Here is a 23,733-nt window from a genome sequence, read left to right as displayed (position 1 = left end):
CGTATGAATTGAGAGGTTCACGTACGGTTCTGTGAGAGGTTTAGGGGTGAAATCCCCCTTTGCCTACTCGACTAGCGGTTGCCTTTTTTCTCATTCAGACAAGTCAACATCAAATTTATTTTTCATTTCAATTATTTTTTCTTCAGATTGGTATATTTTGTCCTTGTCCCAAAGAATTTTACCAGATGTGAAATCAAAACTTTTACAGGTCGAAAAACCTTCAAAGAAAAAGCCACCTCTGCCATTTGTCGGATCCATTACGCAAACACTATCACTGACTTCCACTAACTCGTATTTATTGTCAAACACATTAGGTTTTATAGCTAGATTTTCAAAAGATAGCTTGTCTTTTACACTTGGATAAAATATGGCTTCAATTTCTTGATTTTCGAATTCATAGAGTATTTTATTCGAGAAATAGGCGCTGAATAAATAGTCTAAATGTCTATCAGGATGAATTCTTTTCGTAAATACATCTGCAATAAACTGTACAAGCAGGTCAATTTGTTCTCTTATATTTTCTGGATATTGTTTTAATTTTTCCTGATATATCTTATTGATTTCAAATGTTCTAGGATTAATTATATTCTTATCTAATGGTTGATTTTTAAAGATTGGACAATAAGTTAATGTTTGATTTCCTTTAACTTTCCAAACGCTTTTAGTTATTAAATCGCCAACACGAGGTTGCGATTCATTCATTGCAGTAAAATTTAAAAATGAAGAATAAAGAATTGATTGTTTCGGATTATTACAACGACCGTATTTTGAAACCATTTCTTTGGGAGGATATTTTAAAAAATTTATCTCTCTTATCCTTTTATTTTTCCCAATTACTCTTTTATTGATAGTAAGTCTGTGAATTTCGGGAAATACATCAGTCATAACCAAATGAGAAAAGAATGGAATAGATTGATCTAACATAATTAATAATGGTTTTTCAATTAATGATGTAATTCCATCTTCTGAGAGTCTTTTCAGATATTCTATTAGCTTTTTAAAGTTTTCAACTTCTTCCTTTGAGATTTCCTTTGGTGTCATTAACTGTTACGTTTTTCGTTTTAAGGTTACCACTAACGTTTTGCAAGTTTTTACAGAAATGGCGTTGAAGCAATACCAAAGTCAGCTTGCATAAACTTAATTAATTTGTAGAAAGTTACATAAAGCAGGTCAGCCATTTTTGTACTTGTTATTAGCGGTTGCCTACAGCTTTAAAAGTTAATATCACAAAAATTCATTAATCTGTCGTACCGATACATGAATTTTCTCCAGTCCGTTTTTAGAAGAATTTGTCCGTTGTTTTTGTAATAACAATTTGAATTAATTATAAAGTGCACAAAGTAATATTCTTCATTTTTTTCACTTGTTATTACTATTGGAGACAATTCCTTTGCTCCCTTTATATCATAATTTCGAGCACTTAAATCATAATAATAAATATTTTTTACAAAATAGTTTTTACGTGTGCGATAAGTTGTAAGTGCTTCGTGTTCGAACTTACCAAAATAAAGATCAAATATTTCTCCAATACAAACTTTCTTTAAATCTGAAATGAAAGACTTTATAGGGTTGTAAAATGGAAAATACCATTTTCTAGGTATACGACAAGTTATAGATATATTGTTAAATTCTTTATGGAAATTATCAAAGTTTAAAATTACCTGAAACTCATTGTAAAGCAGTCGATAGTTTCCACAATAGTCTATTAGCTCTTGAGGCGAATTAATGTCAACACTAAAAAGGTTTCGGTAAACGCTCAGTATCGATTCATTTGATTCAAGTCTTAAAATGGGTAAAAAAAGACTTTTAAATTCGTGTTCACTAAGTTTATTTTCTACCATAGATTTCGAATTAGGTTACCGCTAACGGTTGGCGAATTTGTGTTGTAATGGCATAGAAAGCAAAAACTTGTCTGCCCGTATAAATTTAGTTAGTTGTGATGAAATAACGTAAAGCAGTTCAGCCATTATAATACAAATTTGTGGTGTGCGCCTTGAATGGTAAATATAAATCTTTTCTTCAAGAAATTGAATAAAAGACCCAAAGGGTGCAAGTCCCTTATTCGCTGGGGTAACGCCTGGAAGAATTAGCAAGTCGCAAGGTGGTTTGGCGTGAGCTTTACACTGAAGTAAGCGAGACTGCAAACGTCTGCACTGACGAACAGAAACTGGATAAGAGGCATAATTGAGTGGATGAGGTGGCACAGCACACCGAAGTCCTAAGCGAACCAAAAGCTCAACTATGTAGATTCAGCAGGAGTAGACAGAAGGGTATTTACCTTACCGAGGGAGGTCTCTTAGGCTACGGGTTTAGCCACAAAGAGAAATCAGCAGAGGTCATAGTACTTGAGGAAACGAGGTGCCAACAAACGGCACATGGTCTCACAAACAAGGAAGGACTGAACGTAAACTGGTTCTTAATCCACGAAGGAATTGCGTAAGCGATAGCCTCGTAGAAGCGGAACAGGAAGAAAGAAATGTAGAACAAAAAGCAGAAGAATTGATTGCACAGGTACTACGTCCACAAAACCTGCAAAAGGCACTGCAACAAGTAGTGTCGAACAAAGGTAGCGCAGGCATTGATGGCTTAAAAACCACCGAGCTGGAAGACTATGTCCGAAAGCACAAGAGTGCATTACTGGGAACAGTAGGAGGGAACAGTTACCTGCCACAATCAATCTTAGGGGTAGAAATACCCAAAGGCGGAGGAAAAGTCCGTTTACTGGGTATTCCTACAGTTGTAGACCGCTTGTTGCAACAAGCCGTATCACAGGTTTTGATGCCAAAGTTCGAGTATGAGTTCCATGAGAACAGCTATGGCTTTAGACCCTACAAAAGCGCTAGAACAGCGGTAGGGAAAGCGCTGAGCCACATTCATGAAGGCTATAGCCACGTCGTGGCTATCGACCTTGAAACATTCTTTGACGAGGTAGACCATTGCCTGCTACTGAACCTGATCTACCGCAAGGTAAAATGCCCCGTTACGCTACGGTTAATCCGTAAATGGTTGCGGGCACCGATACAGATCAAAGGCAGACTGGTAAAACGAAGAAAAGGCGTACCGCAAGGCAGTCCATTAAGCCCATTGCTTTCTAATATCCTGCTCAATGAGCTGGATAAAGAACTGGAAAGGAGAAAGCTAAGATTCGTTCGCTATGCCGATGATTTCAGTATCTACTGCAGACTTCCTTCCGATGCGAAACTGGCAGGCAAAGCCATTACCAAATACCTGGTAAACAGGCTAAAGCTGAAAGTGAACAAGGCAAAGAGCGGGATAGTAAAACCAGTGAAGTTTACAATACTGGGCTTTACGTTCGCATCCACGTACCAAAAAGGAGTAAAGGGACAGTATCAGTTAACGGTAGGAGAAAAAGCATGGGCAAAGCTGAAAGAGAAGTTAAAAGCAGTGACGCGGAAAACATTGTCCAAAAGCCTGGAAGAACGCATCGTTAAGATCAACGAGATTATCCGAGGCTGGCTCACCTATTTCAAAGGGAGCAGTATCGCAGGTAAACTGCGGGATATAGACGGCTGGTTGCGCAACCGACTGCGCTATTGCATCTGGACTGATTGGAAAAAGCCTGAACGTAAACGGAAGAACCTGCTACGTTTAGGAGTAGATGCCGACCACGCCTATGCATGGAGCAGGACAAGAAAAGGGGGCTGGCGCATAGCGCAAAGCCCGATTCTTAATACCACGATAACTATCAAACGGCTAAAGCAGAAAGGCTACATCCCAATGCTGGAGATTTACACAAAACTCAACCCATCAGTTTACGAACCGCCGTATACGAGACCCGTACGTACGGTGGTGTGAGAGGCGCACTCTGTCAGGTTTCTGGCAGAGCCGTCTACTCGATTAGCAGAAGGTTTTTTTGATTCACTTGGTAATGAGTTAAAAGAAGGTGACGTATTTGAATATACTTCAAAGAAATGGAAGTCAAGAGAAAGGATATTAAGTAAGAATGGTATATTATGCACAATGGTAACAGAAAGAGATATGCCCGATAAATTTATACCACTTGAAAAATATCTAAAAAGGCATTATGTGGTTAAGGTCAGTTAAACTTTCTGCTAACGTTTTGGCGCTTGGCGAAGAATCGGATTTAGAAGCACAAAACTGTTTGCCAGTACTGAACTTAATACGAAGAACAAAGCTTCATTTAAGCACTGAACCCGCTTTTTTGCCAAACGCTTGTTAGCGGTTCGGGCTTCTTGTTTTTTTAGTCTATTTTCTATACTTGTCATAGTCTTTATCCTGAAATAAGTCGTTATGATATTTTTCCGTCAATACTTGAATGTCCTTTAAACTTTCCTGATTTTTGAAAAAATAGTCTTTTTCCAAACCAAGTAAATTCATTGTCTCAATACCTATAAATGTACAAAAAGTAAAAACGTCACTTAACAGTCTTAAATAGTGAGTGAAATAAGCTAATTCTCTATCTTCAAAAGGTCTACTATTTCTTTCTCTAATTATTAAAATTCCTGTCTCGTCTCCGTGTGTAACGTGGCTACTCATCCTGTATCCGTGAGTTATTGTAATAAATATTTCCATCGGTTTCCCACGATAATTCCTAGATAAAGAATTCACTATTTCTGTGAAAGACCATTTTTGTTCAAGCTTCTGTCTTTCTGCCTTTATCCATTTCGTTCGTAATTCCGCTTCTATCTCTTCTGGCAATACCATCGGTGAATATGCCAAATTATGTGTTTCAAGTCCGCCAAGATGCTTTAGGTTCTTTTTTGCTTGCTCAGATTGTTTCAAAGAATTCACTTCTGCCAATAAATTCCAAAATTCATCTAATCTTATTTTTCGTTCATCTTCGTCAGCCGTAGTAATAAAAACATACTTCACAAATGTTTCAATTGCTGACCTAAGTACTATTTCAGCATCCCAAATTCTGTTGTCAACCGTTAAAGTTGCAACTGTTTCTAGCCGTTCAATGATAAATTCAAGAATTGGGAGAACTCCATCTAACTCTTTTAAATGAATTTTAATAATTCTAAAAAGTTCAAGATTATTTTTGTTAATAGCCTCAAAATACGCTTCCGTAATTTTATGTTTATCTTCTGTCCAAGGTAAATTGCTATCGTTCATTATATGATTGTTCTTTTTGTAGAGGTCTGTCATAGCCTGACCGCTAACGGTTTTCAGCTTGGCGAAGTGGCGGAATTAGAAGTACAAATGTTCAATTTATCACAAATGTTCAATTGAAAAACTGAACTTGAATTACTACTGAACCCGCCATTTTGCCAAACTGATGTTAGCGGTAGTGCTTATTTTCCATCTTTAAACCTCGCCATTGCCTCTGGTGCAATTGGTGTGAATAAGTTTACGAGATTTCCATCAGGGTCACGAAATAATAGAGATTTATTTCCCCAAGGCATTATTGTAGGTTTTTGAACTATGCTATTTTGAAGATAGTCCGTTAACCTTTCATAGTCTTTATCTACGTCATCAACTTTGAATTCTATTATAACACTATGGTTTTGGGCTGGCTTTGCCACTTCGTCTCCACCAAAAAATTGTAGCGTTTTGGTGCTTCCAATTGCTAATGTTGCAGTCGGTGTTTTTAGTTCGGCAAAGTCTGGTGTATATTGTACCAAAGACATTCCTGTTACTTGCTCATAAAATTTTACTAATCCGTTGATGTTGGCCGTAATAATGCGTACTGATTGTAAATTCATTTCGTTATAATTTTAAGATTAAGTGGCAAAAGTAATTTGCTGTTTTGACAACAGTGTGTCAGGGGTTTTAAAATTCTTTTCTTTTTCGGTTAAATATTCTTGAAGTGTCAGTTTATGAGGAATGAAATTTAATTCACTTTCTTTAATTTTCAGAATCTTATCCAAACGAAACATTCTGTAATCCTTTCTTAATTGGCAATAAGCAATGAGTGTCCAACTTTCTTGTAGACTATAATACAACGCAAAAGGCTCTATTTTCCTTTCTGTCTTTTCATTTTTATGCGCTGAATGATAAGTCAAATTCAAAACTTTAAAGTCGGTCAACGCATTTTGAATTAATGCTAATGAATTACTTGTATTTATGTCTGAAATGGCTGGACTAATAGCAATTCTTTTTGATAACAATTCAAGCTTTTGCTTGGTTGAATACAATAAAACTGCTTTTACCTTATTTATTGCTTCAGTATATTCCTTAATAAGTGAACTGTCTGTGTTTTTTAGTACCAATTGTTCAACTGTAATTAAAGCATTTGCCTCGCTTTCAGAAAACATTATCGGTGGTATTTTATATCCTTCCATTAACGAATATCCTTTTCCGTCTGCAGTAATAACAGGAACTCCAGCCTTTTCTAATGCTTTGATGTCCCCGTAAATAGTCCGAGTACTTACTCCAAATTTTTCAGCAAGACTTCTTGAAGTAATAAGCCTTTTCGTTTGCAATTGCGTTAGGATTGCAGTAAGTCTTGAAAGTCGCGTTGTATCGTTATAGTTCATTTTTTCTCTGACTTTTTCTTTTTATCCTCCTGTTACCACGCGTTACCACCATTACGCGGATTTTTTTTATCTGCTACCCTTTATTCCGTCCGCTGTTTCCAAGTCGGTTTTTAGAATTATCAATGCGTTTGTCAATAAGGCTTTAACATTTTTGAGTAAAACTAAATTAATAAGTCCACGGGCAATAAAGTTTTTCGGAACTATTTTATAAGTCCACTCAATTTTGGTCTGTCCATTACCAAGGTCGGTAAATATCCAATTACCTTCGATTCTCTTTGCTAAAAAGCGAAGTTGAGAAGTAAAATCTTCAATTCTGTATGAAAATGAAGTATGAGGAACAACTGATAAAAGTGTTTCTTTTGAGGTTGAACCATCTTCAAAGTAAACCGTTCTTGTCAATCCTGCTTTAAACCACTTTTCTTTTTCATCTGTTTTTATAATTGCAGGCAGATTTTTGTGTTTTTTAAAAATGTGTGATAACTTAACAGGAACAATGTAATTAAAAGCACTGTCAATAGGTGCGTTAATTGTCATTACGATTTTTGCCTGTGGAATTTTTTTATTGCTTTGTGCAAAGGCTATACCCGTGATGCCGATTGTGATTGCGATTGTCATTAAGAATGTTATCATTGTATTTTCAGTTTAAATTATAATGCAAAATTCGCAACATAATTTTTGACAACATTTGCCAAATGACAAAAAGTGAATCACCTAATATTTTTTCTTATTCTGCTTAATGATGATTGTGTTATTCCTAAATATGAAGCCAATAATGATAGCGGTATTCTATTAGCAAGTTGAGGAAACTTTTCAAGGAAACTGATGTAACGAGATTTAGCATCTTCTGCAAGCATTGGACTAATCCTATTTACTTTTTCAATTAATGATTTTGCCGTTATTGCGTTAATTATGCTGTTCCAGGCAACGATTGTAACTGATAAGTCTTTTAAAGCGTCTGCCGAAAAAACTAAAAGTTTGCAATCTTTAACAGCCTGCACATATTCAGAAGATGGAATTTGGTAAGAAAAACTATTTAGGTCAACAGCAAAATTATTTTCGTCTATAAAATACCTTGTAATTTCTTCGCCTTTATTATTGTAATAGCAAACTCGTAAAATTCCATCGTCAACGAATGCAACTTGTCTGGCAATTTTTCCCGCTTCTGAAAAATAATCTTCTTTTTTAAGTTCAATTTCTTTCGCCTTGCTTTTAATTAGGTCAATTTGTTGTTGATTAAGTTGTCCAAATTGAAGTAAATAATTTATCAGATTTTCCATTGTCGCAAGTTACATAGTGTCTTTTTTATAGAATTTGTCAAATGGCAAATAAGTTAGTTTTTGTCAAATGTTTCATTATTGTGTTGGTCTTGATTGGGCATTACCGCTAACTTACATATATGTGCAGCTCAGTGAGACATATACATACAAATTGTGTTGTATATGTGCAGCTCTCTTGCATATATCTTCTAAAGATATCAATTTTACAGATCATCGAACGGACTTTTTACATTTTGTAAACTTTTTGTACTTACGTGAGTATAAATTTCTGTAGTGCGACTGCTCTTATGTCCTAAAATTTCTTGAATGTATCGTAAATCTGTCCCGCTTTCCAATAAGTGTGTCGCATAGCTGTGTCTTAGCCAATGTAAAGTAACTGGTTTTTTAATTCCTGTTTTTTGTAAAGCTTGTTTTAAAACATTTCCCAAACTGCGCTCATCGTAAACAGTATCTGGATATTGTCCTTCAAATAACCAGCTTAAAGGTTTGTGCACTTTGTAATACTCCCTAAGAATTCCCAATATCGCAGGTGATAATGGCGCAATTCTGTCTTTTCTGCCTTTCGCCTGCCGAATTATCACTAGATTCCTTTTTGAGTCTATGTCGTTGGGTTTTAACCTTAATAGTTCGCTACGCCGAAGTCCGCAACTATAAATCATACACAACATAGCTTTATGTTTGATATTGGTGTGAGCATTTAAGATCTTTTTGATTTCTTCTTTGCTTAACACATTCGGCAAAAGTTTATCTCTTTTAGGACGGTATATTTTGTCAACATTAATAGCCGTCTCTCGTATTGTTCTAAAATAAAGCTTAATTGCATTTACCACTTGGTTTTGGAAAGATGACGACAGATTTTTCTCTAAAATATAATCGTTGTAAAATGAAACAACATCCTGATTATCAATATCCCGAACGTCTTTAGCATTATAATAAAATAAAAAAGTCTGCAAGGCGTCGCTATAAGTTTTAACGGTGTTAGGGCTATATCTTTTGGTGGCTAAATGTTTTTTGAACTGTTCTATTTGTGATATTTTATCCATAAAAGGTACCCCTTTTCCTTTATCGCTTGGCAACTCAAAACGCTCTCTGTTTTCGCTTGTATCTGGCAAATGCCAAACTTTTAGTGTAGAACTCCATTTAGCATCCGTTAGTTTTCTGAAACGGGCAATCAAGGCTGGGATATTCGGGTACCAAACAGCTATTCTGTTTTTGTTATTGTGTCGAATTAATTTAGCCTCAAAATCCATAGTGTCCAATTTTAATAAAAATAATAATTTTTCTTGTTGATTAAAAGGTGCAGTGCCATAATTTATTTAAGACCCTACCGCATACTTGCTTTGTGTAGAAATGCAAGGGGATAAATCTTGTCAATATTTTAAATGGAATTTTTGACTAATCTATTTTTTTTTGCGTTAGGGGGCTGGCGTAAGTTTTTTTAGCTGGGCTTGAGCGTGTAAAAAACCAAAACGGCGTACAAAAGCTACCGACCTGTTTTGTTTACAGGGAACGCCTAAACTAATATTCGAACATTTATTCTGGTATAAATATTGGGCATCAAGCTATAATGCGTTTATTTGCTTAAACATTTTTAACCAATATTTAAATGGATTTTATTGACTATTACAGTGTGTTAGGTATTGATAAAAGTGCGTCGGAAGCTGATGTTAAAAAGGCTTACCGAAAAATGGCCCGCAAATATCATCCTGATATAAACCCAAATAACAAGGAAGCAGAGAAGAAATTCAAGGAAATTAATGAGGCCAATGAAGTACTGAGCAAGCCCGAAAATCGTAAGAAATATGATAAGTACGGTAAGGATTGGAAACATGCCGAACAGTTTGAACAGGCAGAAAGGCAACAACAAAGTCAAGGACGGGCCCGGTCGCAAAGCCAGAACACGTACCAGGGTGGCGATTTTGAGGGCGGTGATTTTTCTGATTTTTTTGGTTCTATGTTTGGTGGTGCAAGACCTGCAGGTGGCAGTAGGCAATCGAGATTTAGAGGGCAGGATTTTAACGCGGAGCTGGAACTGGATTTGAAAGATGTTTACGAAACCCACAAACGAACGCTTACCGTTAACGGCAAAAATATTAGGTTAACCATACCGGCTGGCGTTGCAGACGGGCAGGTGATTAAAATAGGAGGGTACGGCGGACAAGGTGCAAATGGTGGTACAAATGGCGATTTACATATCAAATTCTCCATTAAAAATACTACGCCTTTTAAAAGAGACGGTAATAATTTATTAGCTACCGCTGATTTGGATATTTATACAGCGATGCTTGGTGGAGATATTACGGTAGATACTTTTAACGGAAAGGTGAAACTAAAAGTTGCCCCAGAAACGGAAAACGGTACAAAGGTTAAATTGAAAGGAAAAGGTTTTCCGGTTTATAAAAAGGAAGGTGTATTTGGCGATCTGGTGATTACCTACCAACTTGTTTTGCCAAAGAACCTATCCGAGGCGGAAAAAGAACTGGTTCAACAACTTGCTAAACTTAGAAATGATGGATAAAGAAAACTATATATCGCTTTTAACAATTTGCACCTATTATAAGGTTGAAATGGACTTTATCCAAGAATTGAATGAAAATGATTTATTGGAGATTGCTTACCAGGAAAAGAAACCTTATATAGATTCATCGGTTTTGGTTCGGTTAGAGAAAATATTACGTTTACACCAAGACTTGCAGATTAATTTACCGGGAATTGGGGCAATTTTTAATTTGTTGGATCAAGTCGATGATTTGCAGTCGGAAAATCAAGCGTTAAAAAATAGGCTTAAGGTTTACGAGGATTAATGTGATTTTAAATAGACTCTAAGCCAAACCAGGCCAAAAGAAAATTCACACGATAATTGTTTTGCTTTTTAGCTAAAAGCTAAAAAGAAGGCATTATATTTGTGACATGAAGATGACAATATAGATTCTTGTCAGTTTATCTAAAAATTCAATTAAAACAAAACAATATGAGAAAGATTAAAATGTTAATTGCTGTATTTAGTTTTTGTGGAGCTGTTGCTTTTTTAAGTGCCTGTGGCGGTAGCGAAAATAGCACCGAAAATACAGATGCAACTACACAATCTGCTGATGAACCTGCAGAAGAGGCTGTTGACCCTAATGCTAAAAGTGATAGTAAAGGTGTTGGTAAATTTACAAGTGTAGATGTGCCTGCAACTATTGATGATGCAATGGCGGCTAAAGGGCAGGCAATTTTTGAAACTAAATGTACGCCTTGCCATAAATTAACTGGCGAAAAATTAGTTGGTCCAGGTTTAAAAAATATCACTAACCTACGTACGCCAGAGTGGATTATGAATATGATAACCAACCCAGAAGAAATGACCAAAAAAGATCCGATTGCGAAAGCTTTATTTGAAGAGCATTTGATTCAGATGGTTGGTCAAAACGTTTCTGATGACGAAACTCGTCAGATTTTGGAGTATTTAAGAAAGAACGATAAAGGATAGTTTTCGTAAGGAAATTAGTTAATCATAAAAAAACCTGATTCATTCAATCAGGTTTTTTTGTTTTGTATTCAACCGTTTTGATTTTTAATTAGTCGTATGTTCCAGCATGATTTGTTGAAAACAATCCTGCGTTTTAAAAGAGTCAGAGACTTTAATCCATTTATGAATCCTTAAAAAGGAGTCCACTAACGCCAAGGACAGGTATGTTTCAGTGCAAGTCAAACCTAACCACCTAACAAACGAACCACCTACCCAAACCAAGCCATCACTTCCTCTTTTTGAGGCATGCTGATTTCCAGTTTCATTTTTTTACGCATTCCACCTAGATCATTAAATACTTTATTAGGGTTTGCTGTTTTTAAATCTTCTGGCGTATTTATATTCATTTTACGCAGTACTTGTACCCACTCGACCGGGATGCCCAATGCAACAAAGTCATCATCGCTGTAAACCTTCGCTTTTTTCTCCGCTCTCATCTGAGGGAAAAACAATACTTCCTGAATGCTCTGTTGGTTAGTCATCATCATCACCAATCGGTCGATACCAATCCCTAAACCAGATGTTGGAGGCATTCCGTATTCTAAAGCTCTAATAAAATCATCATCCATCGCCATAGCTTCGTCATCGCCACGGGCCGCTAATTTTAGCTGATCTTCAAAACGTCCTTTTTGGTCAATCGCATCGTTCAGCTCAGAGTAAGCATTCGCAATTTCTTTGCCGTTCACAAAAAGCTCAAAACGTTCAACCAAACCTTCTTTGTTACGGTGTTTTTTAGCTAAGGGAGTCATCTCGATAGGGTAGTCGGTAATATATGTCGGCTGAATCAGTTCATGTTCTACTTTTTCGCCAAAAATCGCATCTACCAACTTTCCTTTCCCCATACTTGCGTCAACCTGTATTTTCATGCTGGTACAAGTAGCTCTTAAGCCCTCTTCGTCCATTTCCGAAACATCAACGCCAGTATATTTCAAAATAGAATCATACATGGATAGTTTCTCGTACGGACCAGCGAAATCTATGGTATGTTCGCCTACTTTTACCGCAGTATGTCCGGTTGCAGCAATGGCAACTTTCTCCAAACATTCTTCCACCATTGCCATCATCCATATATAATCTTTATAGGCAACGTAAATTTCCATAGCTGTAAACTCCGGGTTATGGGTACGGTCCATACCTTCGTTACGGAACATTTTACCAAACTCATAAACACCATCAAACCCTGCAACAATCAGTCTTTTTAAGTAAAGCTCGTTAGCAATACGCAAAAATAAGGGCATGTCTAACGTGTTATGATGCGTGTTGAAAGGCCTTGCAGCCGCACCACCGTGTACCGCTTGTAAAATTGGTGTTTCAACTTCCATCCAACCCTGGTTATCAAAATAATTACGCATGGTGCTAATTACCTTAGAGCGGGTTTTAAAAATCTCCTTATATTCCGGATTTACCGTTAAATCTACATAGCGCATTCTATAACGCATCTCTGGGTCGGTAAAACCATCAAAAATATTGCCTTCTTCATCACGTTTAACAATAGGCAAAGGCTTTAACGATTTAGAAAGCACCTTGATTTCTGTAGCGTGTAAAGATATTTCACCGGTTTGGGTCGTAAAAACATAACCCTTAACACCAATAAAATCGCCGATATCCAATAGCTTTTTAAATACCGTGTTGTATAAAGTTTTGTCCTCATCAGGGCAAATATCATCACGTCTGATATAAACCTGCAAACGGCCTGTAGCATCCTGTATCTCCACAAAAGATGCGTTCCCCATAATTCTACGGGTCATTATACGGCCGGCAATACTAATATTTTTATAAGCAGTTTTCTCTCTTTCGTAATTGGCTAAAATATCCTTGGCGTTGGCATTAATATCGTATGTCTCTGCTGGGTAAGGGTCAATTCCTAATCTTCTTAGTTCGTTTAAAGACTCGCGTCTTTGTATTTCCTGTTCTGAAAGTGCGCTCATAAAATTTTAAATTCTGCGCAAATTTAAGCTTTTATATCTTTATTTAAATTTTTTAAGCTTTTTGCTTTTTGTGATTTTGTAAAAAGGAGGGAGGGGGGGGTAGGAAAACATCATTTGGGCGTTTTAACACGCTAACCGCTCATACTGCACAGGCCTTAGCCACAAGCCGGTATCCGCTCATATCGTTAACGCAATTTTTTTCGTCAGGTATGAAATTCAGTAAGGAGAAGGATTATCTGCAATAGTGATAAAAAACTAATAAACCCAGCTCTGTGACCTTTATGCCCTCTGTGGTTAATCTTCAGCTCCGCTCAGATTGACAAAAAAGCCCTCTCAGCCTCCGTCCTCTCTGTGAAATGCGGTTAAATATACAACTAGAAGACCTTAGTTCCACCCAAATTAACAATCACGCCCAGCGTAAAAACAGAACTGCCTGCAGTCATAAAATCTCTGTTTTTCAAACCGAAATTACTCCCAGTAGTGTATTGCAACTGAAAGTTCTCGTTTAGTTTTAAACGAGTAAAAAACACCGGTTCTATAAAAATATTATCCTCTAAAGGTTGCGCTATATTGTTTCTATCAAACTTGCTCATGCTTACATGACTAATTCTAAAGATGGTTCCGTAATTAAGCGGAAACTTTTTAGAGAACAGCGTAACAGAATTTTTTTCTTTGGTGCTGTAACTTACCTGTACAAAGGCTTTGTTGAATTTTACCTTTTGTAAATCTGTAGTGATGCTTCCATCGTCTTCAAAAGTGCGGTAAATGCGTTGTGTTGAGCCTGTTCCTAACCCACCGTAAATTTCTAAAATCCGATTATTTTCTCGCCCAAATGTGGTGTAGTAGCCCGCACCCGCTTCAACTAAATCCTGACTAAAGTCTTTCCGTCGTTTAGATTGATCAATAAAAGATCCGTTGAACAAAACGCCCACATGGTCAGAAACTGCATAAGCAGTATTGAAACTTAAATTCCCTTTTAATGAAAGGTGCCCCGCTGCATGAATCTCGTTTTTCGCACTCAACATCGGACTATTAGGTACGTTGGGCATATAAACCGATGAGCAGGACGCTAAAAGGACAGACATGATCGCTAAAAAAGAAAGGAAATTTAATCTGGATCTGAAAAGCATATAGGCTTAAACGTATAATTGGTTGAATATTGTTTTTGCGTTCGGAACCAAATTGATGCCAATTTTATTGGGTTTCATTTGTGAATACGGATGGCACTCGTTAGGATTCTGCGAGATTTAGTAGTTAATCAACCTATTTGTTTCTGGTTATTTTCTCCGGATTTTGTCTGGTGTCAAATACATCTAAGACTTAAATTCTATTTTTATCATGATTAATCCAATAGATGATTTTATAGTTTGTGTTTATAACATACCTGAAGTTTTGAGGCCTGTCATTCAAAAGCTCTTCCATTGCCCCCATTTTAGGAAAACCACTTAAACTTTCTGCTTTTCCAATGATTTTTTTGGTGATTTGCTGAGCTATTTTTAGGTTTACTTTTTCGTGGTGATAATCAAATATGTTTTTCAGCGCATTTTTAGAAAAATCTGTCCAATATACTTTTAACCCCATTTTTCGATTTCCGAAATTAGATCACTTGATGTTGTTAGTCTATTGTTTTTGGAATCGTCCATTGATTTGTCAATTCTTTCATTGAATTCATCAATAGTCATTGGTCTTAAATCAGTATTTTTGGTTGATTTATTGGCATGTAAAAGCTTTTCCAAGCGAATTAATAACTCTTCGTTCTGGATTTTAAGAAACTCTTGGATGAATTCTATTTTTCTGGTTTGAATATCCATAACATTTTTATTTTCGTTATTCAAATTTATAAAAAACTTTCTTCGTTTTGGCTTAATGTTCTTAGTAAAAGCTTTTATATACCCATAATTACCCTATCCACTCCTTCATCAATTTATCAAAATCAGTTTTTAGCTGGGCGTAGTTTTCTTCAAGCGTAGCTATTCTGGCTTCAAGTTCACCAACCGATTTTCTAGCTGGTTCAGCTACAGCCTCGTCCTCGTAATTTAAATCTGGTTCGCCAGCAAATAAATGAACGTATCGAGCTTCTTTTTGTCCCGCTCTTTTTGGTATTTGTACAATAAAAGGTGTTTCATCGCTAGATAATTGTTCTAAAACTTCCTGTACATCGTCTAAACTATCAAATTCATATAACCTACCCGAGTTGCTGTTAATTTCACCTGGTGTTAATGCTCCACGTAAAAATAGTAAAGCCATTACCGCAACTTGCGAAGGTACAACAGGGTATACAATTGCAAAATTATGTTTGTATTTGGTGGCTCGGCTACTTCCGCCCGTTGCTGTAGAAGTCAAGCCTTTCTTTTTTAAGCTATCTAAAGCCAATACCACAGTCTCCTCATCATACTCCACTACCGGTTTTCTAGAACTTTTTTGGTTACACGCTGCCGTTAAACCGTTCAATGTCATTGGGTAATAATCTGGTGTGGTCTTGCTTTTTTCCATTAAAGCACCTAACACTCTTATTTCTGTGCTACTTAATATCGGTAAGGTTTTGTTTGGTTCCATCTCGTAATGCTGTTTTGCTGGTAAAAAGTACTAATTATTTTCTTGGTTGTCGATAAATTTTTTGAAGAGCAGATGCGAAATTGGGAGAATCATAAATCCGGCTACCGCAAAAAGAAGAAAAGAGATTCGTAAACTAAATGCATGCGAGATATAACCGATGATAGGTGGACCAATTAACATCCCAGAAATGGTATAGGTTGTAATAATTGATAATGCCATTCCAGTAGAATATTTATCGGATTTCCCTGCTAAAGCATAAGTCATGGGTATAATAGACGCAGTACCCATGCCAACAAGTGCAAAGCCGATTAAGCCACACCATATATTTGGGAATGCTGTTGCTAAAAGAATACCTGTAGATATGCTAAAGGCACTCATTACATAATTTCGTCGCATTCCAATTTTGGCTATAATTGGTCCGGATAGAAAACGGAACGCGGCCATAAAAGTCATAAAAGTGAGGTAACCATAAGTGAAAATCGGTGTTTTTATCACCTCCTTAAAATAAATGCCACTCCAATCAAACATGCCACCTTCGCACACTGCCGCACAAAAAGCAATTAAACCCAACATAAAAATAAAAGGATCAGGTTTTCCGATGATAATCTTATTGCCAGACTTGGGTTTGTCATTTTTAATCAAAAACGGATAAGCACTGCCACAGGCGAGAATAACTATTACTGCAACGATGATTAAATGAAATTGGATGCTAATCTGGTAATTTAATAGCAGGGTTGTTAAGGCTGCTCCTAAAATCCCCCCTGCGCTCCATAACCCGTGAAAAGTTCCTAAAATGTTTTTCGGGAATAGCTTCTGTAAATGTACGCCTTGTGTGTTTAAAGAAAGATTTAACGTTCTGGTAGTAAAAGAAAATAAAGAAATACCAATGGATAGCACCACGATAGAGCTTGAATTTCCGATGAGCATTAAAGAACAGGCATTTAAAAAAATCGAGATAATCAGCGGTTTACGGCTGTTGAATTTTGAAACCAACCATCCAGAGAAAGGCAAGCTAATTAATGAACTGATGGGCATCAGAATCAATAATGAGCCTAATTCGGCATCGTTCAATTGGAAATTTGCTTTAATATCTGGAATGCGAGATGCCCAGCTTGCAAAACTTACCCCAATTGAAAAGAAAATTAAACCTATAAAAGCTCTTTGTTTATTTGCAGGTAACATTTTGATTTTTTTGCAAATATCCTGTTTTGAAACAAAAGAACCAGTTTAAATCGGAATTTATTCTACACTAACTTCTGCATTATACATATGGTCAATATATTCGATGTATTTTTTCTCAATTACTTTACGCTTTGGTTTCATAGTAGGCGTAATATCACCTTCCTCAATACTAAACGGATTTCTTTTTACAATAAAGTTTTTGATACGTTCGAATTTCGCCAATTCCGGTGATAGTTTTTTTAAATCTTCGGCAAACCACTTTACAATATTGTCGTCATCTATAAACAAATCGGACTGGTCGAAGAACGAATCTTCTAATTTGAATGTTTCTTGTAAAGTTTCCCTGCTTGGCGTAATAATAGCCGTAACGTATTCTCTTTTGTCGCCAATTAAAAATACACTTTCAATTTTCGGGCTCTTTAAATAAGTGCTCTCTACCGGTGTGGGGTAAATGTTTTTTCCAAAAGCGTTCACCAACATGTTTTTGATCCTATCGGTAATCTGCAAATTTCCTTTAAAAAACCTTCCAACATCTCCGGTATGGAACCAGCCATCTTCATCAATTATTTCCGCGGTTTCTTCTGGCTTATTCCAATAGCCCTTCATTACGCAATGCCCTCTAACACAAATTTCTCCTTCCTCACAAACAAACTCTTCGTTGAAAGTTTCATGCGTTTGTATGTTGATGAATTTTTTAGTCTCCACGTCTTGTATTCCAACTTCAATCCCCGGAATTACGCGACCAACTGTTCCGTAAACCTGACGATGATATTCCGTAACCGACATTACCGGAGACGTTTCTGTTAAGCCAAAACCTTCTAATATTTTAATACCTAAATCGCCGAAAAACTCGCCGACATTTTTAGGAAGGGCGGCACCTCCAGAAATCATAAACTTTAATCTTCCACCTGTTTTTTCTTTTATTTTGCTAAAAACCAGCTTTTCTGCAATACCGTGTTGGATAGATGTCAAGATACCAGGCGTTTTACCAGCTTCTTTTATTTCGCGATATTTTTTTCCGCTTTCTAAGGCCCAAATAAAGATCTTGGCTTTTGTTCCTCCTGCCGCAGTACCGCTCTTGATTGCTTTGTCGTGGATTTTTTCCAATAAACGGGGAACGCATGACATTACCGTAGGCTTTACTTCGCCCATGTTTTTTGCCAATAGTTCTAAACTTTGTGCAAATGCAATTTTACAGCCCATTGCACAGCATACGTGGTAAGTTGCGGTGCGTTCAAAAACGTGGGAGAGGGGTAAAAAAGATAAAAACGTTTCATTATTATCGATAACCGGAATCTGTTGCAAACACACTTTTACGTTTTCTACAAAGTTAGAATGGGTAAGCATTACGCCTTTTGGAGTGCCCGTAGTACCAGAGGTGTATATTAAGCCTGATATATCAGACGGTTGAATTTGCGAGCGACGTTTGTCGATTTCTGTTACGTGTTTAGGTAAAGCACTTTTACCTTCGCTAATCACATTATCCAAACTAATAATGCCCGCATTCACGTTTATTTTTTCGGTAATTTTTGCATGGTCGTTAAAAATGGGGATTATCCTAACTAACTCTGGGCAATGATTAGCGATTTTTAAGATTTTTTTTAGTAAAAATGGACTACCTACTAAAATAGTTTTAGCTCCCGAATCCAATAAAATATATTCAATTTCGGTTTCGGAAAGGGTAGGGTATATGGATGTATTTATTGCGCCAATTTGTTGTAGTCCTTGGTCGTAAAATACATATTCGGGGCAGTTTTCTATAATGAAGCCAATTCTGTCGCCTTTGTTTATTCCCATTTCTAAAAAATAGGCACTAATTGCGTCAGCCTTTTCCAGTGTGGTTTTAAATGAGATTTCTTCCCAAGTCTCTTTTTCTTTACTGATTAAAAAAGTGTCTTCTTCCGAATGGATAGTTTGGACAACGTTTCTTAATAGTTGTGGAACTGTATTTAATGTAGAAATATTATTCATCTTAAAAGAGCTTTTGGCTTTATAACGAGCAATATTAGACTATTTATATAAAAATACAAAAGGGCATCTTAAAAAGACGCCCTTTTGTTAAAAATATTTAGAATGCTTTTATACAGAAAAACTTTCGCCACACCCACAAGTACGGGATGCGTTTGGATTTACAAAGTTAAATCCTTTTCCGTTTAATCCATCAGAAAAGTCAAGCTCGGTACCTGCTAGGTAAAGAAAAGATTTCATGTCTAAAACAATCTTCATTCCTTTATCCTCGAATTCTTGGTCTCCTTTTTGGCTTTCATTATCGAAATCCATGTTATAGGATAAACCAGAACATCCACCTCCTTTTACAGAAACACGCAGGAAATAAGATTCATCCAATCCCGTGTCTCTAATCAGCTCTTCTATCTTGATTTTTGCTTTATCTGTTATTGTTACCATGTTTTAAAGTATAAAGTAAAAAGTGTAAAGTAAAAAGACTGAAACACGACAGAAATCGTCTTAAGTCTTGCTACTTACTTCTTGCTACTCTAATTTAATGATGTGATTTCTCTAACTCAATTGCTTCCATTCCGTTTTTAACGCGGTAATCATTGATTGCTGATTTAATTGCGTCTTCTGCCAAAACAGAACAGTGAATTTTTACTGGTGGCAAAGCTAGTTCTTCAACGATATCCATATTGTCGATAGTTAAAGCTTCGTCAATACTTTTTCCTTTTAACCACTCTGTAGCTAAAGAAGAAGATGCAATTGCAGAACCACAACCAAAAGTTTTAAATTTCGCATCTGTGATCATGTGGTTTTCATCAACCTCAATTTGTAAACGCATTACGTCACCACATTCTGGTGCACCAACTAAACCAGTACCAACACTTGATTTAGATTTGTCAAGCGTACCCACGTTTCTTGGGTTGCTGTAATGATCAATTACTTTATCTGAATATGCCATGTCTTTATAATTTTAATTATTATATGCCTAAATATTATTTAATTTTTACTTTAGACTTTTAACTTTTTGCTTTGATTTTAATGTGCTGCCCACTCAATAGAGTCAAGATCTATGCCTTCTTTAAACATTTCCCATAATGGAGAAAGTTCTCGTAAGTGATTAACCGCCTTTAAAGTGTTTTCTATCGCGAAATCTACTTCTTCTTCGGTTGTAAATCGGCCTAAACCAAAACGAATTGATGAATGCGCCAAATCGTCAGATAAACCTAAACTTTTTAAAACGTAAGATGGTTCTAAAGAAGCCGAAGTACAAGCTGAACCAGAAGAAACAGCCATGTCTTTCATTGCCATCATCAAACCTTCACCTTCAACATATTTAAAAGAAATATTTGCAGTATGTGGCAACCTGTACTCAACGTTTCCGTTTACGTACGACTCTTCTAAAACAGTTAAGCCACTTTCTAGTTTATCGCGTAAAGCTGATAATCTTTTAGCTTCTTCTTCCATTTCGTTATACGCAAGTTCGCAAGCTTTACCCAAACCTACAATACCCGGAACGTTTAATGTGCCAGAACGCATTCCACGCTCATGACCACCGCCATCCATTTGTGATGTAACTTTAACTCTTGGATTTTTTCTTCTCACATATAAAGCGCCAACACCTTTTGGTCCGTACATTTTATGTGCAGAAAGTGCCAACAGATCTATACCGTCTTCAATTACGTTAACCGGAATTTTACCAACCGCTTGTACAGCATCTGTAAAATATAAAGCGCCGTGTTTATGTGCTAAAGCTGCAATTTGTTTAACTGGCTGTATTACACCAATTTCATTGTTTGCATACATCATTGCAACCAAAATAGTTTGGTCGGTAAATGCTGCCTCTAGTTTGTTTAAGTCAACTAAACCGTCAGATTCTACATCTAAATAAGTGATGTTTGCACCTAGTTTTTCTAAATGTTTACAGGCATCTAAAACGGCTTTATGCTCGGTAGTTAAGGTTATGATATGGTTACCTTTTTCTTTGTACATTTCATAAACACCTTTGATAGCCAAGTTGTCAGACTCGGTAGCACCAGATGTAAAGATGATTTCTTTTTCTGATGCGCCTATTAATTTCGCTACTTGTTCGCGAGCATAATCTACACCTTCTTCTGCAGCCCAGCCAAATGGATGGTTTCTACTTGCGGCGTTTCCAAATTTTTCTGTAAAGTAAGGCAACATTGCTTCCAGCACTCTTGGGTCTAACGGAGTAGTCGCATTGTTGTCTAAATATATAGGAGTTTTTAACATCTTATTTAGATTTGATTTTAATACAAGGCAAATGTAAGAAAAAGTTTTTCAGCACTATAGTATATGTTGCGTAGAGCTTTGGGAATTGGTCATTAAAATGCAATTTTGAGATGTTTAAGGTGATGTATTACGTTGTTAGGACAAACCCTTGGCTAAACATGATTTTTTTTGGAAAACAAAACTTGAAATTAATCTGTGTTATGCATTTTAATTGCGGGGATTGTTTTTGAGTAAAGCTGGTTTTTAAGATGATTTTAATAATTTTGATTTGTTGTTTGCTAAACTCAATAAAAAATCAATATATTTGCACCTCCTAAAAATTAGGTACAGAATTAAGAAATAGCATGAAAAAAGATTTGCATCCATCGAACTATAGATTAGTTGTTTTTAAAGATATGTCTAACGAGTATTCTTTTATCACTAAATCTTGTATCAACACAAACGAAACTGTTAAATGGGAAGACGGAAATGAGTATCCTTTAGTAAAACTAGAGATATCTCATACTTCACACCCTTTTTACACTGGTAAAATGAAATTGGTAGATACAGCAGGACGTATTGATAAATTCAAAACGCGTTACGCTAAGAAATAATCTTAAAAAAAGATTAACAATATATTAAGTCCCTTCTTGAAAGTTGGGACTTTTTTTGTTTTTTTGCACTATGACAATCATTTTTTTCGATGATCAATCTCGTGAATCTTTACTTCCACTGACTTATACCCGTCCGGTTGCCGATTTACGAATTGGAATAATGAAGATTTCCGAGAAATGGCTCTTCTATTTTAAAACAGCAGGTTTCTACCAAACCCAACCTTATCTACAAAAAAAATTCCCTTTTAAAGCTACAAACAACAACCTTTTTATAAATGGTTCGGTTTGCCCGGATGCTGAATTGCTAAAAGCAATTGATGCTTTGAAAGCCGAAGAATCATTAATTGCAGACGATGTTTGTATAGCGGTAAAAACAAAAAAATCAGGAATTGATTGGGCTAATTTAAGCGAATTTAAAAGTATAGCCTATGATGAGCTTTTTCTGAAAGTAACCTTTCCGGAAGATTTGTTTAAGTATAATGCTGATGCAATGCGAGCGGATTTTGATGTTTTAACGAAAGGAAGAGTGTCTCAAAAGCTCAGCGAAACAAATACAGTAATTGGCGACGATATTTTTGTGGAAGAAGGAGTGGTAGCCGAATGCAGTACTTTTAATACCAAAAGCGGACCTATTTATTTAGGTAAAAACAGCCAGGTTTGGGAGGGGTCTCATATTAGAGGAGGACTTGCTTTATGTAACGATTCTCAGATTAAAATGGGAACCAAAATATATGGTGCAACCACCATAGGCCCAAATTCGAGAGTTGGTGGCGAGATTAACAACGCCGTGATTTGGGGTAATTCTGCAAAAGGTCACGAAGGCTACTTGGGTAATTCGGTGTTAGGAGAGTGGTGTAATATTGGTGCAGATACCAACAATTCAAACCTTAAAAACAACTATGCAGAGGTGAAACTTTGGGATTATACCAAGCAACGTTTCCGTAAAACCGGTCTGCAGTTTTGTGGGTTAATTATGGCAGATCATGCAAAGTGCGGTATAAATACGATGTTTAATACGGGTACTGTGGTAGGTGTTGGCGCAAATGTTTTTGGTGCCGGTTTCCCAAGAAATTATGTTGCTGATTTTGCTTGGGGTGGCGCACATGGGTTTGAAGTTTACAGTATCAAAAAAATGTTTGAAACCGTAACCAAAGTATTTGAACGCCGAGGAATGATGTTTAGCGAAATAGAACGAAATATCTTAATTGACATATTTAATAATACAATACAACACAGGAGATTTTAAATTATGAGAAAGAAAATTGTTGCAGGAAACTGGAAAATGAATAAGAATTACACTGACGGATTATCTCTTTTTTCTGAGGTGGTAAACATGGTAAAAGACGAAGTGAGGGGAAACCAACAAGTTGTTGTTTGCGCACCATATATTCATTTACATAGTTTAGCTGCTTTGGCAAACGGTCACCAACAGGTTAGCGTGGGTGCGCAGAATGCACATCAAGAAGAGTCAGGTGCTTATACTGGCGAAATTTCTGCTTCGATGTTAAGCTCTGTTGGTGTGGAGTATGTTATTTTAGGCCATTCGGAACGCAGACAGTATTTTGGAGAAGACAATGCTTTGCTGGCAAAGAAAACGGATATTGCTTTAGCAAACGGTTTAAAGCCGATTTTCTGTATTGGAGAAACTTTGACTGAAAGAGAAGGCGGGACTTATTTTGATGTCGTAAAATCTCAGTTAGCCGAAGGAACGTTTCATTTAAGCGAGGCAGATTTTGGTAAATTGGTAATTGCTTATGAGCCGGTTTGGGCAATAGGTACTGGTGTTACAGCAAGCTCTGCACAAGCACAAGAAATCCATGCTTTTATCCGTAAAGAAATTGCTGGTAAATACGGAGAAACCGTAGCGCAAGACACTACAATTTTGTACGGCGGTAGCTGTAACCCAAAAAATGCTGACGAACTTTTCTCCCAAGCAGATATTGATGGTGGATTAATTGGTGGTGCATCTTTAAAATCAAGAGATTTTGTTGACATCGCTAAAGCTTTTAATAGCTAATT

Annotated in this window: 26 protein-coding genes; 8 read left to right on the top strand and 18 right to left on the bottom strand. The window is 36.5% G+C overall.

The features are described from left to right. Positions 1–90 precede the first annotated feature (90 nt). Together B176_RS0113130 and B176_RS0113125 are read right to left on the bottom strand one after the other, a co-directional pair. Entirely contained in the window at positions 91–1,041 is a 951-nt protein-coding gene (locus tag B176_RS0113130; protein WP_017259283.1) for a hypothetical protein, read from the bottom strand. A gap of 170 nt (positions 1,042–1,211) precedes the next feature. Next, positions 1,212–1,841 (bottom strand): hypothetical protein, encoded by a 630-nt coding sequence (locus B176_RS0113125; RefSeq protein WP_017259282.1) that lies wholly within the window; start codon positions 1,839–1,841, stop codon positions 1,212–1,214. Between the two features lie 517 nt (positions 1,842–2,358). On the opposite strand from B176_RS0113125, the gene ltrA reads away from it, so the two are divergent. Further along, the gene (gene ltrA / locus B176_RS0113120) at positions 2,359–3,816 is read left to right on the top strand and encodes a group II intron reverse transcriptase/maturase (RefSeq protein WP_017259281.1); all 1,458 of its coding nucleotides are present in this window, start codon (positions 2,359–2,361) and stop codon (positions 3,814–3,816) included. Between the two features lie 229 nt (positions 3,817–4,045). Continuing rightward, positions 4,046–4,201 (top strand): hypothetical protein, encoded by a 156-nt coding sequence (locus B176_RS21435; protein ID WP_017259280.1) that lies wholly within the window; start codon positions 4,046–4,048, stop codon positions 4,199–4,201. Between the two features lie 26 nt (positions 4,202–4,227). Here the strand turns inward: B176_RS21435 and B176_RS0113110 are convergent, their stop codons facing one another. From B176_RS0113110 to B176_RS0113085, 6 genes are all read right to left on the bottom strand, one after another. After that, positions 4,228–5,097 (bottom strand): DUF5677 domain-containing protein, encoded by an 870-nt coding sequence (locus tag B176_RS0113110; RefSeq protein ID WP_161603027.1) that lies wholly within the window; start codon positions 5,095–5,097, stop codon positions 4,228–4,230. Between the two features lie 179 nt (positions 5,098–5,276). Continuing rightward, positions 5,277–5,687: a VOC family protein gene (locus tag B176_RS0113105; protein WP_017259278.1), complete on the bottom strand. Its 411-nt coding sequence runs from the start codon at positions 5,685–5,687 to the stop codon at positions 5,277–5,279. Between the two features lie 18 nt (positions 5,688–5,705). Further along, on the bottom strand, positions 5,706–6,461 hold the full coding sequence (locus B176_RS0113100; RefSeq protein ID WP_026063328.1) for a helix-turn-helix transcriptional regulator: 756 nt from the start codon (positions 6,459–6,461) through the stop codon (positions 5,706–5,708). Positions 6,462–6,527: 66 nt separating this feature from the next. Further along, entirely contained in the window at positions 6,528–7,091 is a 564-nt protein-coding gene (locus tag B176_RS0113095; RefSeq protein ID WP_154647983.1) for an SRPBCC family protein, read from the bottom strand. 77 nt (positions 7,092–7,168) lie between these two features. Next, a complete protein-coding gene (locus tag B176_RS0113090) occupies positions 7,169–7,738 on the bottom strand; it encodes a Crp/Fnr family transcriptional regulator (protein ID WP_017259275.1) in 570 nt (189 codons plus the stop codon). Positions 7,739–7,941: 203 nt separating this feature from the next. Next, positions 7,942–8,988, bottom strand: coding sequence for a tyrosine-type recombinase/integrase (locus B176_RS0113085; protein ID WP_017259274.1), 1,047 nt, complete (start codon positions 8,986–8,988; stop codon positions 7,942–7,944). A 356-nt stretch (positions 8,989–9,344) separates the two neighbouring features. On the opposite strand from B176_RS0113085, the gene B176_RS0113080 reads away from it, so the two are divergent. From B176_RS0113080 to B176_RS0113070, 3 genes are all read left to right on the top strand, one after another. Then, complete coding sequence (locus B176_RS0113080; RefSeq protein ID WP_017259273.1) at positions 9,345–10,256, top strand: DnaJ C-terminal domain-containing protein; 912 nt, start codon at positions 9,345–9,347, stop codon at positions 10,254–10,256. Beyond that, positions 10,246–10,542, top strand: a complete 297-nt coding sequence (locus B176_RS0113075; protein WP_040540486.1) for a chaperone modulator CbpM — start codon at positions 10,246–10,248, stop codon at positions 10,540–10,542. The genes B176_RS0113080 and B176_RS0113075 overlap by 11 nt, the downstream gene beginning before the upstream one ends. Positions 10,543–10,709: 167 nt before the next feature. Beyond that, positions 10,710–11,210, top strand: a complete 501-nt coding sequence (locus B176_RS0113070; protein WP_040540611.1) for a c-type cytochrome — start codon at positions 10,710–10,712, stop codon at positions 11,208–11,210. A gap of 248 nt (positions 11,211–11,458) precedes the next feature. Here B176_RS0113070 and lysS read toward each other — a convergent pair whose 3' ends face one another. The 10 genes from lysS to B176_RS0113020 all read right to left on the bottom strand — a co-directional run bounded on the left by lysS (position 11,459) and on the right by B176_RS0113020 (position 21,121). Next, positions 11,459–13,177, bottom strand: coding sequence for a lysine--tRNA ligase (gene lysS, locus B176_RS0113065; protein WP_017259270.1), 1,719 nt, complete (start codon positions 13,175–13,177; stop codon positions 11,459–11,461). Positions 13,178–13,551: 374 nt separating this feature from the next. After that, complete coding sequence (locus B176_RS0113060; RefSeq protein WP_051130029.1) at positions 13,552–14,262, bottom strand: hypothetical protein; 711 nt, start codon at positions 14,260–14,262, stop codon at positions 13,552–13,554. A 235-nt stretch (positions 14,263–14,497) separates the two neighbouring features. Then, positions 14,498–14,758 carry a type II toxin-antitoxin system RelE/ParE family toxin gene (locus B176_RS19575; RefSeq protein WP_017259268.1) on the bottom strand — a complete coding sequence of 87 codons (261 nt, stop codon included), beginning with the start codon at positions 14,756–14,758 and terminating at the stop codon, positions 14,498–14,500. Next, positions 14,749–14,988 carry a hypothetical protein gene (locus B176_RS0113050; RefSeq protein WP_017259267.1) on the bottom strand — a complete coding sequence of 80 codons (240 nt, stop codon included), beginning with the start codon at positions 14,986–14,988 and terminating at the stop codon, positions 14,749–14,751. The genes B176_RS19575 and B176_RS0113050 overlap by 10 nt, the downstream gene beginning before the upstream one ends. Positions 14,989–15,076: 88 nt before the next feature. Then, a complete protein-coding gene (locus tag B176_RS0113045; protein WP_017259266.1) occupies positions 15,077–15,733 on the bottom strand; it encodes a YceH family protein in 657 nt (218 codons plus the stop codon). Positions 15,734–15,763: 30 nt separating this feature from the next. Further along, entirely contained in the window at positions 15,764–16,915 is a 1,152-nt protein-coding gene (locus tag B176_RS0113040) for an MFS transporter (RefSeq protein WP_026063325.1), read from the bottom strand. 57 nt (positions 16,916–16,972) lie between these two features. Then, on the bottom strand, positions 16,973–18,886 hold the full coding sequence (locus tag B176_RS0113035; protein WP_017259263.1) for an AMP-dependent synthetase/ligase: 1,914 nt from the start codon (positions 18,884–18,886) through the stop codon (positions 16,973–16,975). 108 nt (positions 18,887–18,994) lie between these two features. Beyond that, positions 18,995–19,321 carry a HesB/IscA family protein gene (locus B176_RS0113030; protein WP_017259262.1) on the bottom strand — a complete coding sequence of 109 codons (327 nt, stop codon included), beginning with the start codon at positions 19,319–19,321 and terminating at the stop codon, positions 18,995–18,997. A 94-nt stretch (positions 19,322–19,415) separates the two neighbouring features. Continuing rightward, a complete protein-coding gene (gene iscU, locus B176_RS0113025; RefSeq protein ID WP_017259261.1) occupies positions 19,416–19,829 on the bottom strand; it encodes a Fe-S cluster assembly scaffold IscU in 414 nt (137 codons plus the stop codon). 77 nt (positions 19,830–19,906) lie between these two features. Next, positions 19,907–21,121 carry an IscS subfamily cysteine desulfurase gene (locus B176_RS0113020; RefSeq protein WP_017259260.1) on the bottom strand — a complete coding sequence of 405 codons (1,215 nt, stop codon included), beginning with the start codon at positions 21,119–21,121 and terminating at the stop codon, positions 19,907–19,909. 344 nt (positions 21,122–21,465) lie between these two features. Here B176_RS0113020 and B176_RS0113015 point away from each other — a divergent pair, with 344 nt between their 5' ends. From B176_RS0113015 to tpiA, 3 genes are all read left to right on the top strand, one after another. Continuing rightward, positions 21,466–21,714 (top strand): type B 50S ribosomal protein L31, encoded by a 249-nt coding sequence (locus tag B176_RS0113015; protein ID WP_017259259.1) that lies wholly within the window; start codon positions 21,466–21,468, stop codon positions 21,712–21,714. A 70-nt stretch (positions 21,715–21,784) separates the two neighbouring features. Then, positions 21,785–22,960, top strand: coding sequence for a GlmU family protein (locus B176_RS0113010; RefSeq protein WP_017259258.1), 1,176 nt, complete (start codon positions 21,785–21,787; stop codon positions 22,958–22,960). A 3-nt stretch (positions 22,961–22,963) separates the two neighbouring features. Next, a complete protein-coding gene (gene tpiA / locus B176_RS0113005) occupies positions 22,964–23,731 on the top strand; it encodes a triose-phosphate isomerase (RefSeq protein WP_017259257.1) in 768 nt (255 codons plus the stop codon). The last annotated feature ends 2 nt before the right edge of the window (positions 23,732–23,733 follow it).

The organism is Pedobacter arcticus A12, assembly GCF_000302595.1.
Classification (GTDB): Bacteria; Bacteroidota; Bacteroidia; order Sphingobacteriales; family Sphingobacteriaceae; genus Pseudopedobacter; species Pseudopedobacter arcticus.
This window is presented reverse-complemented; position numbering and strand designations above follow the sequence as displayed.

Coding starts and splice junctions, on each gene's coding strand:
- B176_RS0113130 (WP_017259283.1), bottom strand. CDS start 1,041: ATGACACCAAAGGAAATCTCAAAGGAAGAAGTTGAAAACTTTAAAAAG.
- B176_RS0113125 (WP_017259282.1), bottom strand. CDS start 1,841: ATGGTAGAAAATAAACTTAGTGAACACGAATTTAAAAGTCTTTTTTTA.
- B176_RS21435 (WP_017259280.1), top strand. CDS start 4,046: ATGTGGTTAAGGTCAGTTAAACTTTCTGCTAACGTTTTGGCGCTTGGC.
- B176_RS0113110 (WP_161603027.1), bottom strand. CDS start 5,097: ATGAACGATAGCAATTTACCTTGGACAGAAGATAAACATAAAATTACG.
- B176_RS0113105 (WP_017259278.1), bottom strand. CDS start 5,687: ATGAATTTACAATCAGTACGCATTATTACGGCCAACATCAACGGATTA.
- B176_RS0113100 (WP_026063328.1), bottom strand. CDS start 6,461: ATGAACTATAACGATACAACGCGACTTTCAAGACTTACTGCAATCCTA.
- B176_RS0113095 (WP_154647983.1), bottom strand. CDS start 7,091: ATGATAACATTCTTAATGACAATCGCAATCACAATCGGCATCACGGGT.
- B176_RS0113090 (WP_017259275.1), bottom strand. CDS start 7,738: ATGGAAAATCTGATAAATTATTTACTTCAATTTGGACAACTTAATCAA.
- B176_RS0113085 (WP_017259274.1), bottom strand. CDS start 8,988: ATGGATTTTGAGGCTAAATTAATTCGACACAATAACAAAAACAGAATA.
- B176_RS0113080 (WP_017259273.1), top strand. CDS start 9,345: ATGGATTTTATTGACTATTACAGTGTGTTAGGTATTGATAAAAGTGCG.
- B176_RS0113075 (WP_040540486.1), top strand. CDS start 10,246: ATGATGGATAAAGAAAACTATATATCGCTTTTAACAATTTGCACCTAT.
- B176_RS0113070 (WP_040540611.1), top strand. CDS start 10,710: ATGAGAAAGATTAAAATGTTAATTGCTGTATTTAGTTTTTGTGGAGCT.
- lysS (WP_017259270.1), bottom strand. CDS start 13,177: ATGAGCGCACTTTCAGAACAGGAAATACAAAGACGCGAGTCTTTAAAC.
- B176_RS0113060 (WP_051130029.1), bottom strand. CDS start 14,262: ATGTCTGTCCTTTTAGCGTCCTGCTCATCGGTTTATATGCCCAACGTA.
- B176_RS19575 (WP_017259268.1), bottom strand. CDS start 14,758: ATGGGGTTAAAAGTATATTGGACAGATTTTTCTAAAAATGCGCTGAAA.
- B176_RS0113050 (WP_017259267.1), bottom strand. CDS start 14,988: ATGGATATTCAAACCAGAAAAATAGAATTCATCCAAGAGTTTCTTAAA.
- B176_RS0113045 (WP_017259266.1), bottom strand. CDS start 15,733: ATGGAACCAAACAAAACCTTACCGATATTAAGTAGCACAGAAATAAGA.
- B176_RS0113040 (WP_026063325.1), bottom strand. CDS start 16,915: ATGTTACCTGCAAATAAACAAAGAGCTTTTATAGGTTTAATTTTCTTT.
- B176_RS0113035 (WP_017259263.1), bottom strand. CDS start 18,886: ATGAATAATATTTCTACATTAAATACAGTTCCACAACTATTAAGAAAC.
- B176_RS0113030 (WP_017259262.1), bottom strand. CDS start 19,321: ATGGTAACAATAACAGATAAAGCAAAAATCAAGATAGAAGAGCTGATT.
- iscU (WP_017259261.1), bottom strand. CDS start 19,829: ATGGCATATTCAGATAAAGTAATTGATCATTACAGCAACCCAAGAAAC.
- B176_RS0113020 (WP_017259260.1), bottom strand. CDS start 21,121: ATGTTAAAAACTCCTATATATTTAGACAACAATGCGACTACTCCGTTA.
- B176_RS0113015 (WP_017259259.1), top strand. CDS start 21,466: ATGAAAAAAGATTTGCATCCATCGAACTATAGATTAGTTGTTTTTAAA.
- B176_RS0113010 (WP_017259258.1), top strand. CDS start 21,785: ATGACAATCATTTTTTTCGATGATCAATCTCGTGAATCTTTACTTCCA.
- tpiA (WP_017259257.1), top strand. CDS start 22,964: ATGAGAAAGAAAATTGTTGCAGGAAACTGGAAAATGAATAAGAATTAC.